The following is a 12978-nucleotide window of genomic DNA, read 5'->3' as shown; positions in this document are numbered from 1 at the left end:
AGAGTGATCGCATCATGGAAGACTTACTGAAACGGGTTCTTAGTTGTGAAGCGTTCCAGCAACCTCAATGGAGCGAACCCTCGCAATTGCACGACGCGAAGACCTACCTGCGAGACAGCGCGTCGCTGATTCGAGTCGAGGATGTCCTGGTATTGCGTGCCACCTTGGCCAGAGTTGCGGCCGGTGAAGCGATGGTCATCCAGTGCGGTGATTGCGCCGAAGACATGAATGAAAGCTCTCCCGGCGATGTCGCCCGTAAAGCTGCCGTGCTGGATATGCTGGCCGGCGCTCTGCGCCTGGTGACCCAACAACCGGTGGTACGGGTGGGGCGAATTGCCGGGCAATTCGCCAAGCCGCGGTCCAACAACAGTGAGCGCATCGGCGATATCGAGTTGCCGGTGTATCGCGGCGACATGGTCAACGGCCGCGAGGCCCTCGACACTCATCGCCAGCACGACGCCCAGCGCCTGGTCCGCGGCTATCGAGCGGCACAGGACATCATGCAGCACTTGGGGTGGAACCAGTCCGTGGACCAGAAGCCACTCACCGGCTCTCCGGCCTGGACCAGCCACGAAATGCTGGTGCTCGACTACGAGCTGCCCCAGGTTCGCCAGGATGAACAGGGTCGGGTCTTTCTAGGTTCGACTCACTGGCCATGGATCGGCGAACGCACCCGGCAACTGACCGGAGCCCACGTGGCGCTGCTCAGCGAAGTGCTCAACCCGGTGGCCTGCAAGGTTGGCCCGGACATCACCCGGGACCAGATCCTGAGCCTGTGCGACCGACTGGACCCGCGGCGCGAGCCGGGTCGCCTGACCCTGATTGCCCGCATGGGAGCACACAAGGTCGGCGATCGCTTGCCACCGTTGGTGGAGGCCGTGCGCAGTGCCGGGCACAAGGTCATCTGGCTGAGTGACCCCATGCACGGCAACACCATCGTCGCCCCTTGCGGCAACAAGACCCGCATGGTGCGCACCATCAGCGAGGAAATCATCGCCTTCAAGCACGCCGTGACCGCGGCGGGGGGCGTGGCGGCCGGCCTGCACCTGGAGACCACCCCCGATGATGTCAGCGAGTGCGTTTTCGATGCCAGGGAGCTGGATCGGGTCTCCAACCGCTACGAAAGCCTGTGCGATCCGCGGCTGACACCAGGGCAAGCCGTCACGGCGGTAATGGCCTGGCAAAACTCGCCCTCCCCCGCCATTTATTGACTGGAGTTCGTTGCCATGACCGGCATTCCATCGATCGTCCCCTACGACCTGCCCACTTCCCGCGACTTGCCCGTCAACCTCGCGCAATGGCAGATCGATCCCGAACGCGCCGTACTGCTGGTGCATGACATGCAGCGTTACTTCCTGCGGCCTTTGCCCGAGCCCCTGCGCGAAAGCGTAGTGGGCAATGCCGCACGCATTCGCCAATGGGCCATCGACCACCAGGTACCGGTGGCCTACACCGCGCAACCGGGCAGCATGAGCGAAAAACAACGCGGGCTGCTCAAGGACTTCTGGGGCCCAGGCATGCAAGCCAGCCCCGGCGACCGCGAGGTGGTCGAAGCCCTGGCGCCGCGTCCCGGCGACTGGCAACTGACCAAGTGGCGCTACAGCGCGTTCTTCAATTCCGACCTGCTCGAGCGCATGCGCGACAGCGGTCGCGATCAGTTGGTGCTCTGTGGCGTGTATGCCCATGTAGGCGTGCTGATCTCCACCGTGGATGCCTATTCCAACGATATCCAGCCGTTCCTGGTGGCTGATGCCATCGCCGACTTCAGCAAGGAGTACCACTGGATGGCCATCGAATATGCCGCCAGCCGCTGCGCCATGGTCGTGACCACCGATGAGGTGGTGCTATGAACCAGGCCAACACCCCGCTCATCGAGCGCATCCTGCAACCGGCACCCGGGCCTTTTGCCCTGCTCTACCGTCCGGAATCCAATGGTCCCGGCGTGCTGGACGTGTTGTCGGGGACGATGTCGCAACCGCAGCGCCTGGCCGACATCGAGCTGCCGGCCACCAACATCGGCGAGCCGCGCCTGGACGTACTGACGCTGATTCCCTACCGGCAGATCGCCGAACGTGGCTTCGAGGCGGTGGATGACCAATCGCCATTGCTGGCGATGACCATCACCGAGCAGCAGTCCATCGGCATCGAGCAGCTGCTGGGGTTGTTGCCCGATGAGTCGATCCAGTTGGGCAGCGAACGCTTCGACCTCAGCGACGAAGCCTATGCCGAGATCGTCAGCCAGGTGATCGCCAATGAAATCGGCTCCGGGGAAGGCGCCAACTTCGTGATCAAGCGCACCTTCCTGGCGGAAATCAGCGAGTACGGCCCGGCCAAGGCCCTGTCGTTCTTCCGTCACCTGCTGGAGCGGGAAAAAGGCGCCTATTGGACATTCATCATTCACACCGGTGACCGTACCTTCGTGGGTGCCTCCCCCGAGCGCCATATCAGCGTCAAGGATGGCCTGGCGGTGATGAACCCCATCAGTGGCACCTATCGCTATCCGCCTGCCGGCCCCAACCTGGCCGAGGTCATGGAATTCCTGGCCAATCGCAAGGAAGCCGAAGAGCTGTACATGGTGGTGGACGAAGAGCTGAAGATGATGGCGCTCATCTGCGAAGACGGTGGCCATGTGCGTGGTCCCTATCTGAAGGAGATGGCCCACCTGGCCCACACCGAGTACTTCATCGAAGGCAAGACCCGTCGCGATGTACGCGACATCCTGCGCGAGACCCTGTTCGCCCCCACCGTCACGGGCAGCCCGCTGGAGAGCGCCTGCCGGGTGATCCAGCGCTACGAGCCCCAGGGCCGCGGCTACTACAGCGGCATGGCGGCGCTGATCGGCAGCGACGGCAAGGGTGGGCGTTCCCTGGACTCGTCGATCCTGATCCGCACCGCGGACATCGATGACCAGGGCCAGGTACGAATCAGCGTCGGCTCGACCATCGTTCGCCATTCCGACCCGCTGGGCGAGGCGGCCGAGAGCCGGGCCAAGGCTGCCGGCCTGATTGCCGCGTTGAAGAACCAAACCCCATCGCGTTTCGGCAATCATCTGCAGGTGCGTGCCGCGTTGGCCAGCCGCAATGCCTATGTGTCGGACTTCTGGCTGATGGACAGCCAGCAGCGCCAACAAGTGCAAGGCGACTTCAATGGCCGCCAGGTGCTGATCGTCGATGCCGAGGACACCTTCACCTCGATGATCGCCAAGCAATTGCGCGCCCTGGGCCTGGTGGTGACGGTACGCAGCTACAACGATGCCTACCGCTTCGACGGTTATGACCTGGTGATCATGGGCCCGGGCCCTGGCAACCCCAGCGAGGTCGAGCAGCCGAAGATCAACCACCTGCACCTGGCCATCCGCACCCTGCTCAATGAACAGCGGCCTTTCGTGGCGGTCTGCCTGAGCCACCAGGTGCTGAGCCTGTGCCTGGGCCTGGAGCTGCAGCGCCGGGCGATTCCCAACCAGGGCGTACAAAAGCAGATCGATCTGTTCGGCAATACCGAGCGGGTGGGTTTCTACAACACCTTCGCCGCCCAGAGCGGCAGTGATCGCCTGGATATCGACGGCATTGGTACCGTCGAAATCAGTCGCGACAGCGAGACCGGCGAAGTACATGCCCTGCGCGGGCCGGCGTTCGCCTCCATGCAGTTCCACGCCGAATCGCTGTTGACCCAGGAAGGTCCGCGGATCATGGCCGACCTGCTGCGCCACGCTCTCATCCATACCACCGCCGGCAGCAACACTTCGGTAGCCGGGAGATAACCATGCACGAATACGTCATCATCGACGCCTTTGCCAGCGTCCCGCTGGAAGGCAACCCGGTCGCGGTGTTCTTCAACGCCGACGACCTCAGCGCAACCCAGATGCAACGCATCGCCCGGGAAATGAACCTGTCGGAAACCACCTTCGTGCTCAAGCCACGCAATGGCGGTGACTGGCTGATCAGGATCTTCACCCCGGTCAATGAGCTGCCCTTCGCCGGCCACCCATTGCTGGGTACGGCCGTTGCCCTGGGTGCCCACACCGAGAATCATCGGCTGTACCTGGAAACCCAGATGGGCACCATCGCCTTCGAGCTGGAGCGCCAGAACGGCACCGTGATCGCCGCCAGCATGGGCCAGCCGATCCCGACCTGGAAAGCCCTGGATCGCGATGCCGAGTTGCTCAAGGCCCTGGGCATCGAGTCTTCGACCTTTCCCATCGAGATCTATCACAACGGCCCGCGCCATGTGTTCGTCGGCTTGCCGAGCATCGAGGCGTTGTCCGCCCTGCACCCCGACCACCGTGCCCTGTCGAACTTCCACGACATGGCCATCAACTGCTTTGCCGGTTCGGGGCGCCGCTGGCGCAGCCGGATGTTCTCGCCGGCCTATGGCGTGGTCGAGGATGCGGCCACTGGCTCTGCTGCAGGGCCCCTGGCGATTCACCTGGCGCGTCATGGCCAGATCGAGTTCGGCCAGCAGATCGAGATTCTCCAGGGTGTGGAAATCGGCCGTCCTTCGCTGATGTTCGCCAGGGCCGATGGCCGTGCCGATCAGCTGACGCAGGTGGAAGTTTCAGGTAACGGCGTTACGTTCGGAAGGGGGACCATCGTTCTATGAGCAGTTCAGCACAAGGCAATCCACTGTTGGGCAAAGGCATGTCGGAATCGCTGACCGGCACACTGGATGCGCCGTTTCCCGAGTACCAGACCCTGCCGGAGGACCCCATGGGGGTTCTGCGTAATTGGCTGGAGCGTGCCCGCCGGGTAGGCATCCGTGAACCCAAGGCCCTGGCCCTGGCCACCGCCGACAGCCAGGGGCGGCCTTCGACGCGCATTGTGGTAATCAGCGAGATCACCGACAAAGGCCTGGTGTTCAGCACCCACGCGGGCAGCCAGAAAGGCCGCGAGCTGACCCAGAACCCTTGGGCCTCCGGGGTGCTGTACTGGCGCGAGACCAGCCAGCAGATCATCCTCAACGGTCGGGCCGTACGCCAGCCGGATAGCAAGGCCGATGCGGCCTGGCTGAACCGGCCTTATGCCACGCACCCCATGTCCTCGGTCTCGCGTCAGAGCGAGGACCTGAAAGATATTCAGGCCATGCGCGACGCCGCTAACCAGCTGGCCGACATCGAAGGACCGCTGCCTCGTCCCGAGGGCTATTGCGTGTTCGAGCTGCAGCTTGAGTCCCTGGAGTTCTGGGGTAACGGGCAAGAGCGCCTGCATGAGCGCTTGCGCTATGACCGCTGCGATGCGGGCTGGCAGGTGCGGCGTTTGCAACCCTGAATGATGCAAGTGTTTGTACGGGATCTGCCGCGTTGAGGAACGGCGTTGGGGAGGACATGTCCGTTGCTGCGTTTTTCACTTGGCACGAGTCACTTGAGACTTTCCCGCCGGCCTTGCGCGGTTCAATGACTAATAACAGGAGTTGCTAAATGTGCGGTCTCACAGGATGGGTAGACTATACGCGCAGGCTCGACGGGGAAGACCCGGCGATTCGTGCCATGACCAACACGCTCGCGCTGCGCGGGCCGGATGCCGAAGGTGTATGGAAACACCGGCACGCCCTTCTGGGTCATCGGCGGTTGGCGGTCATCGACTTGAGCGGTGGTACCCAGCCAATGGTTTATCGTTTTTCGGATGGCCAGGAGGTGTCGCTGGTCTACACCGGCGAGGTCTACAACCACGACGCGTTGCGCAGCCAGCTACGGCAGATGGGCCATGAGTTCCAGACCCGCAGCGATACCGAAGTGGTGCTGCATGCCTACCTGGAATGGGGCGAGCGTTGCTGCGATCACCTGATCGGCATGTTCGCCTTCGCGGTGTTCGACGGACGCGACGGCCACCTGCTCCTGGTGCGCGATCGCCTGGGGATCAAGCCGCTGTTCTATGCAAAACACCGTGAAGGGTTGCTCTTCGGCTCGGAAATCAAGGCCATCCTGGCTCACCCGGAGTTCAGCGCGGGGCTGGATGTGACCGGACTGGTCGATGTGCTCACACTGTCGAAGGGAACGGCCCAGACGCCTTTCAGGAACCTGGTGGAGTTGCTTCCCGGCCATCTCCTGTCCTGGCGCCCCAATGGGCAGATCAAGGTCCAGAGCTACTGGCAGGTACGCCGCCAGGAGCACCAGGACGACCTGCAGACGACCGTGCAAAGGACCCGCGAACTGGTCACCCATGCAATGGGTTCGCAATTGCATGCCGACGTTCCGGTGTGCTCGCTGCTGTCCGGCGGGCTCGACTCCACCACGCTCACGGCTATCGGGCAGCGTCTGGAAAAGGCCAGGACCGGTGGGGACATCAATTCATTCTCGGTGGACTTCACTGGCCAATCCGAGCAGTTCAAGAGCGACGACCTGCGTCCCGACCAGGATCAACCCTTTGCCCTGTTGGCCGCCAAGTTCATCGGCAGCCGGCACCAGACGGTCGTCATCGATAACGAATCACTGATCTCCGACCTGGCGCGCGCAGAGGTGTTCCGCGCCAAGGACGTGCCTTTCACCTTCGGCGACATGGATACCTCGCTGAACCTGTTGTTCAGGGAAATCCGCAAGCACTCCACGGTGGCCATCTCGGGCGAAGGTGCCGATGAAGTCTTCGGTGGCTATGGCTGGTTCCGCGATCCTAAAGTCGTGGCCGGCGCAAGCTTTCCGTGGTCGTCGCGGGTGAAATTGCCGGCGGGCTTCATCAATGCCGACTTCAACGGCCAGTGCGATCTGGAGCAGTACCAGCAGGCGAGCTATCAGGATGCACTGCGCCAGGTCGAACACCTGGCCCAGGACAGCCCGCAAGAACGGCGGATGCGCGAGCTGTGCCACATGCACTTGAAACGCTGGATGGTGATGCTGCTGGATCGCAAGGACCGTCTGAGCATGTGCAACAGCCTGGAAGTACGCGTGCCGTTCACCGATCACGAACTGGTCGAGTACATCTATAACGTGCCGTGGTCGATCAAGAGCAAGGATGGCGAGGAGAAATGGCTGCTCAAGCAGGCCTGCGCCGACTACGTGCCGCAGGAGATTCTCAATCGTCGCAAGAGTCCTTATCCGACCTCCGCCGATCTGGGCTATGAACGCTTCCTGCGGCGCAGCGCCCAAGAGTTGCTCAAGGACACCGGGAACCCTGTGTTCGGCATCGTATCCCAGGCCCATATCACCGAGGAGTTGCGCAAACCCGAGGGCCATTTCAATACACAGATAAGCCGGCACAGCCTGGAAACCGCGCTGGCACTGGATGCCTGGCTGCGCTTGCACGGGCTTTCGGCCTGATAGCCACCTGGGGCGGCCGGTTCACCGGTTGAGTATTCCGGCCACCCCGCTCCACCTTGGCCTGCACTTGCCTTGCGGCAAGTGCATCGCCAACCCGGCAAGCCTCTTGCACTCCGGCACCGATAATTACCGTCACTTCGCACCTGGCGCTCCAGGCAAGCCCAGGCGTGGCCGTCGTTCACCTGGCGAACTGTTCCTGGGCACAACGCGAGCCATCCATGGCAGCCATGGGCTATTAGCACATCTGCCCTAATCGACCGGTATCCCGGCGCCTGACTATAGTTATCTACTTGCGCGGTCGATGGACCGACGATTCATCAATCAAGGAACGAAACATCATGGAGAGCCCACTGCGCTGCGCCAGGCAGGTGCTGTTATCACTCGGTTTGCTGTGCACCAGCACCGCCGCCCTGGCCCAGGGTACCGGGGACTACTGGATCGTCTACGGCAAGGGCGAGCGTTATAACAACGAAATCTTCATCGCCAATGCCGATGCCATCCAGCAACAACCCAAAGGTGTGCAGCTGGCCATGATGATGCAGATTTTCGAGGACCGGAGGATGCCGGAACTTGCGGTCTACGAGATCCAGTACAAATGCAAGGAACGCCAGGTGCGTTTCGACAGCGCCAGGGCCATGAGCCGCCTCGACTACGCCATCAAGGACGTGACGACTATCAAGGGCTGGATCGACCCGGCGAAATCCGACTACTGGCTCCAGCGTACCTTTGCCTTCGTCTGTGCCCCCGGCAATCGCAGCAACAACCAGATGCTGCCACTGGGCAAGATGACCAACGCGCAGATGGTCGCCACCGTCAAGGAAATGTTCATGCATCTGCGCGGCGTCCAGGCCAACAGCCAGGCAGTGCGCGACCTGGATACGATGCTCGGCAACAGCGCGCCATGAAATCCACGACAATGATCCGCTACCGACTGCTCCCGGCGCTGCTCCTATCACTGCTGGCCGGTTGCAAGAGCCTGCCGGAACTGCAGGCCAGCCATCATTGGAACGGTCGCGACGCAAAGGAAATCATCCAGTTCCTCGGTCCTCCCACGGACATGCAACCCTCCGCCGACCGCAGCCTGGTGACGATGCAGTGGTATCGCAATACCAGCTACGTGAGCAAGGAAGTGGTCGGCAGCACCAGCGAAATGCAAGGCAACGTGATGGTCAATACCAACTACTGGGACGATGTCAACCATCCGGGCAGTTGCACCCTCTCGGCCATCGTCGACAAGGCCCGGCTGATCAGGGACTTTTCCGCCAGTGGCCGCTGTTACGGCGTGGCTATGGAGCCCTAGGCAGGCGCCAACGGCAACCTCGGCTCAGCGTCGTAACGTCACCAGAACCAGCCACCGCGCGACAGTTCCTGCTCACAGCTCTTGTACTGGGCACCGAACAGCGAAGCGCGAGCCTGGACCTTCTGCGAAACGGTCTTGAGCCACGGCTTGGCGTCATAGCTGCGATTGCGATAGCCGCCCCAGCCCTCGTGGTAGTTCAGGTATTGGCCGTAGGCGTCCCACTTGGAGGTGCGGTTGACGTTGTAGCTCTTCTGCATGTACCAGCCCATGAAATCCAGGGCATCGGCGAAGTTGTCGCGGCTCGCCCCCCAGCCACCGGCATCCTTCTTGTAGTCGGCCCAGGTCTCGTCCTTGGCCTGGGCATAGCCGTAGGCGGTGCTGACCCGGCCCCAGGGAATGAACCCGAGGAAGTAGTAGCGCGGCGGCAAGGCGTCGTGCTTGAAGGAAGATTCCTGGTACATCATGGCCATGGGCACCTGGATCGGTGCGCCCCAGCGCTGGTTCATCTTCAACGCCGCTTCGTGCCACTTCGGTTTTTCCCGGAAGATCTCGCAGAGATTTTCGGGGTTTGCCGGAGGCTTGGTAGCACACCCGGCAAGGGCCAGGAGCAGGACGAGAGGCAGGAGCCGATGCATGGAGGGAGTTTTTCCTTTGGCGCGGGCATGGAGTGCTGCCCTTCGGGCCAAGCTTTATACACACTTTGCCATTAGCCGGCGATACGCCAGCTCAAACAGCTGTGTTGCAACTCGCGACACAGCTTGCACGGCCCCATCCGGCACCACGGGCCAATCCCTGTCATGCCGATGGTCCTCTACCGACCAGGCACTGCATCCGCTTCAGCGGGAGATCGCCATCCAGCCGGCACAGCCGGTCATGACCCCGGCCGAGGTCCGGTTCAGGCGCCGCATGGCCCTGGGCGACTGGATCGCCCGCTTGAGCCGCGCTCCGGCCAGCAGGTAGGCCAGTTGGATACTGAGGTCGATGCCGACGCCCAGTGCGGTAATGAAGATCACTTGGGACCAGGACAACGTCGTCAGGTCGAATGCATGGGGCAACACGGCACCGAAGAACACCACGGCCTTGGGGTTGCTCAGGGTCAGCAGCGCACCGGCAAGCAAACCTCGGCTGGCCGAACGCTGCGGTGGCTCCTGGGGTTGTGCGGTGTTGTTCGACCACAGTTTCCAGGCGATGAACAGGATGAAGGCCACGCCGAGCCATTTCACGGCGATGAACAGGTATTCGAAGCGTAATGCCAGTGCGGCCAGCCCCAGGGTGGCGACCAGCAACCACAGTGCGTTGCCCATGACCATGCCGCCGATGAAAGGCAAGGTCGACCTGGCCCCACGGGCGACCACCTGCCCCAACATCGCTGCCTGGGCAGGACCGGGAATAGCCGCCGCAATCGCGAATGGCACGGCGAAGAACCAGATTGAAGCCGTCACGCTCATGTGTGAAATCTCCCAGGCACTGTCATGTGGTCCCGGATCCTCGCATTGAGCCGGCCACTGGATCAATGCCCCTCTCGGCTCCACGCTTTAGAAAAACTGCAGCATGCTGCTTGAGAACATATGGCTTGTAACGGCTCGCGGCGCTCGGATTACATGGGCGCCCCATCAAGCCCGATGTCCGGGCCAGTACCAGGAGCACAACCGTGCCAAGACTTGCAGGATTACCCAGGGCGCTCGCCGGCATCGGCCTGGCGCTTGCCGCGGCCTTTGCCCATGGCGCCGATAACGCCGGCCAAACCGGCCGTTTCGTGGTGCATCGCCTCGCCCAACACCTGTATGCCCTGGGCGAGCCGGGCTACTACCAGAAGAACTACTCCTACCTGTTCATCGGCAAGGATCGGGCATTGATGTTCGATGCCGGGGCCAACCAGGGAGAAGAGATCATCCAGGTCATCGGCCAACTGACGGACAAGCCGGTCTGCGTCCTGCCCTCGCACCTGCACTTCGATCATCTGGGGGGCCTGCCCCATTTCAGCAGCATCTACCTGCCCGACCTGCCGTTCACCCGCAGCTTGCAACGCAGCGACGGCCTGTACCAGGTTCCCGAAGCCGTGCACCTGGGTCAGTTCGACAACCTGGTGCTGTCCCCCTTCAAGGTCGAGCGGTTGATCCAGCCTGGACAAGTGATCGACCTGGGCGGCCTGCAGCTGAAGATGCTCAGTGTCCCCGGGCATACCCGGGATGAAGTCATGCTGTATGACCAAAGCCATGACATCCTGCTCACCGGCGACCATCTCTACCCATCCTGGCTACTGGTCGGCAACCTCGATGACTACCTGGCGTCCCTTGACGCGACCTTGCAGTCGATCGACCAGGACACCGTCCTTTATGGCGCTCACGCCGGTGATGACCCCAACCGGGTGCCACGCATGGATCGCGACGAGGTCGTGAAGATCCGCGATGCCATGCAGCGAATCCGTGCCGGCCAGGACCCTGGCCAGGCATTTGCCGATCCCGAACTCATCCGCCAGGCCAAGCTCCACGAGGTGGACAAGGGCGTCAGCATCCTGACGGCAATCCAGTTCACCGACGGCCGGGAGTTTGGCTACTGATCCCGCGCCTAGCCGGAGCTCGATGCCCGGGACTGCACGGTGCTGGCCAGCCACTCGATCAGTCCCATGACCTCGGGGCGGGCTCGCTGGCTCTCGGGGCAAACGCAGTAGTAGTTGTGCACGGCAGCCGACGAGATGGCCAGGGGGGCGACCAGTCGCCCTTCTTCAAGGTCACGGACCGAGACCAGCTCATCGCTGAGGGCTACGCCAAACCCCTCTCGGGCGGCCTGCAGCACCAGGCCGAAATCTTCGAAATAGACATCGGACAATCCACCCAGGGTCGCCCCCGCTTCCGCCAGCCACTGGCCCCACTGGGCACCGTTGTCCTCATGGAGCAGGCGATGTCGGGCCAGATCCGCCACGCTGCGGATGGCCCGTGGGCCCCGAAGATACTGCGCACTGCACACCGGCATCAGGCGAATGCCGTGGAGCAAGCGCCACCAGAACCCCGACCAGGGCGGCGTGCCATACACCACCGCGATATCGGCCTTGCGCCAATCGACCTGCTTGAAGTAACTGGCCGAGATGACCTTGAGCTTGACCCCGAGGTTCTGCTCCATGAAGTGGAACAGCGCGGGAGTCAGCCAGGCAATGCCCTCCAGCGGTGGCAGGGAAAGGGTCAGCTCGATCACGCCGGGCATCGCTTGCGCAGGAGCCTGCAACACCGCCACCGCATCGCCGATATCCGTCAGGGCATGGGCGATACGTTGATGGAACACTCGCCCGGCGTCGGTCAAGACCAGTTGCCGGCCACGCTTCTCGAACAGCTCGACGGCCAAGGCGCCCTGTAGCGTCTTGAGCTGCTGGCTCACCGCTCCCGCCGTCACATGCAGCTCGACCGCTGCCGCCGCCAGGTTGCCCAGGCGCGCGACCGACTCGAAGACCTTGATGCTGTTCAGTGGCGCAAAAGCCATGGTTCACCAGTACGGCAATTGGGGGGCTGATGATATCGCTGCCGGGCCGTCGGATCGATCAGCAACCGTCCAGGTAGTCCCGGGCACACTGCAGCAGAGCGTCGATCACCGCGGACTGCGCCGCCGAGCGTGTGGCCAGGCCCAGGGTCGCCCTCGGGCTGGCCAACGCCAGTGCGCGAAAGTTGAGCCCGGGGCGCGTCATTCTCTGCATGGATGCCGGCACGATCGCGATACCCATGCCCGCCGACACCAGATTGACCGCCGACGAGACCTGCGGCGCCTGCTGATGGATCTTCGGGTTGAATCCCCGGGCCCGACACTCGGTGACGATGTCGGCGCTCAAGCCATAACCGGACTTGCGCGAGTAGAGGATGAAGCGCTCGTCACGCAGGTCCTCCAGGCTCAGCTCCTGGCGCTCCAGCAGCTCGTGGCCATCAGGGAGCACCACCATGAGCGGCTCCTGGCTGAGCACCTGGAAGGCGATATCGCCGATTCCGGCAAAAGGCGGCCGGACAATGGCAGCGTCGATCTCCCTGAGCAGCAGGCGGTTGACCAGGGTTTCACTATTACCCTCGACCAGGTTGATCTGCACATGCCGGTAGCGTTGCTGGTAGCGGCTGAGCAACGAAGTCATCCCCTCATTGAACGAGGCCGACTCGGTAAAGCCCAGCGTCAGGGTGCCGATCTCGCCCCGCGCGGCCCGCAGCGCCCTGCCCTTGGCTTCGTCGGCGCGGGCCAGGATATCCCGGGCGCACTCCAGGAACACCTTGCCAGCATCGCTCAGGACTATCCCGCGGCCTTGGCGATGGAACAAGGGCGTGCCGATCTCTTCTTCCAAGGCACGTATCTGCTGGCCCAGCGGTGGCTGGGCGATGTGCAGTGCCTGTGCAGCCTTGGTGAGGCTCTGTGCCTGGGCTGTGGCCACGAAATAACGCAGGTGCCGGAGTTCCATGGAATG

General features: G+C 62.7%; 13 protein-coding genes. 9 read left to right on the top strand and 4 right to left on the bottom strand.

Going from position 1 to position 12978, the window contains the following annotated elements:
• Positions 1-14: 14 nt before the first annotated feature.
• From I9018_RS15440 to I9018_RS15405, 8 genes are all read left to right on the top strand, one after another.
• Positions 15-1211 (top strand): 3-deoxy-7-phosphoheptulonate synthase, encoded by a 1197-nt coding sequence (locus tag I9018_RS15440; RefSeq protein WP_241110012.1) that lies wholly within the window; start codon positions 15-17, stop codon positions 1209-1211.
• Positions 1212-1226: 15 nt separating this feature from the next.
• A complete protein-coding gene (locus I9018_RS15435) occupies positions 1227-1850 on the top strand; it encodes an isochorismatase family protein (protein ID WP_124346855.1) in 624 nt (207 codons plus the stop codon).
• Positions 1847-3760 (top strand): anthranilate synthase family protein, encoded by a 1914-nt coding sequence (locus tag I9018_RS15430; protein ID WP_241110011.1) that lies wholly within the window; start codon positions 1847-1849, stop codon positions 3758-3760. The genes I9018_RS15435 and I9018_RS15430 overlap by 4 nt, the downstream gene beginning before the upstream one ends.
• 2 nt (positions 3761-3762) lie before the next feature.
• Positions 3763-4599 (top strand): PhzF family phenazine biosynthesis protein, encoded by an 837-nt coding sequence (locus I9018_RS15425; protein WP_124346853.1) that lies wholly within the window; start codon positions 3763-3765, stop codon positions 4597-4599.
• Entirely contained in the window at positions 4596-5264 is a 669-nt protein-coding gene (phzG, locus tag I9018_RS15420) for a phenazine biosynthesis FMN-dependent oxidase PhzG (RefSeq protein WP_124346852.1), read from the top strand. The genes I9018_RS15425 and phzG overlap by 4 nt, the downstream gene beginning before the upstream one ends.
• Before the next feature lie 149 nt (positions 5265-5413).
• Positions 5414-7246: an asparagine synthase (glutamine-hydrolyzing) gene (gene asnB / locus I9018_RS15415; RefSeq protein ID WP_124346851.1), complete on the top strand. Its 1833-nt coding sequence runs from the start codon at positions 5414-5416 to the stop codon at positions 7244-7246.
• Between the two features lie 338 nt (positions 7247-7584).
• Positions 7585-8151 (top strand): hypothetical protein, encoded by a 567-nt coding sequence (locus I9018_RS15410; RefSeq protein ID WP_124346850.1) that lies wholly within the window; start codon positions 7585-7587, stop codon positions 8149-8151.
• On the top strand, positions 8148-8546 hold the full coding sequence (locus tag I9018_RS15405) for a hypothetical protein (RefSeq protein ID WP_124346849.1): 399 nt from the start codon (positions 8148-8150) through the stop codon (positions 8544-8546). Before I9018_RS15410 ends, I9018_RS15405 begins: the two co-directional genes overlap by 4 nt.
• A 38-nt stretch (positions 8547-8584) precedes the next feature.
• Here I9018_RS15405 and I9018_RS15400 read toward each other — a convergent pair whose 3' ends face one another.
• Both I9018_RS15400 and I9018_RS15395 read right to left on the bottom strand, forming a co-directional pair.
• On the bottom strand, positions 8585-9181 hold the full coding sequence (locus I9018_RS15400) for a hypothetical protein (protein WP_068576893.1): 597 nt from the start codon (positions 9179-9181) through the stop codon (positions 8585-8587).
• A gap of 201 nt (positions 9182-9382) precedes the next feature.
• Positions 9383-9994, bottom strand: coding sequence for a LysE family translocator (locus I9018_RS15395; RefSeq protein WP_241110010.1), 612 nt, complete (start codon positions 9992-9994; stop codon positions 9383-9385).
• Positions 9995-10197: 203 nt separating this feature from the next.
• Here I9018_RS15395 and I9018_RS15390 point away from each other — a divergent pair, with 203 nt between their 5' ends.
• Positions 10198-11106: an MBL fold metallo-hydrolase gene (locus I9018_RS15390; protein ID WP_241110009.1), complete on the top strand. Its 909-nt coding sequence runs from the start codon at positions 10198-10200 to the stop codon at positions 11104-11106.
• An 8-nt stretch (positions 11107-11114) separates the two neighbouring features.
• Here I9018_RS15390 and I9018_RS15385 read toward each other — a convergent pair whose 3' ends face one another.
• On the bottom strand, positions 11115-12020 hold the full coding sequence (locus tag I9018_RS15385; protein ID WP_241110008.1) for a LysR substrate-binding domain-containing protein: 906 nt from the start codon (positions 12018-12020) through the stop codon (positions 11115-11117).
• A 58-nt stretch (positions 12021-12078) separates the two neighbouring features.
• On the bottom strand, positions 12079-12972 hold the full coding sequence (locus tag I9018_RS15380) for a LysR family transcriptional regulator (protein WP_241110007.1): 894 nt from the start codon (positions 12970-12972) through the stop codon (positions 12079-12081).
• Positions 12973-12978 lie beyond the last annotated feature (6 nt).

It is taken from the genome of Pseudomonas sp. MPFS, assembly GCF_022537035.1.
Lineage (GTDB): Bacteria > Pseudomonadota > Gammaproteobacteria > Pseudomonadales > Pseudomonadaceae > Aquipseudomonas > Aquipseudomonas sessilinigenes.
The sequence above is the reverse complement of the archived record's forward strand: the minus strand, read 5'-3'. Positions and strand labels throughout refer to the sequence as shown.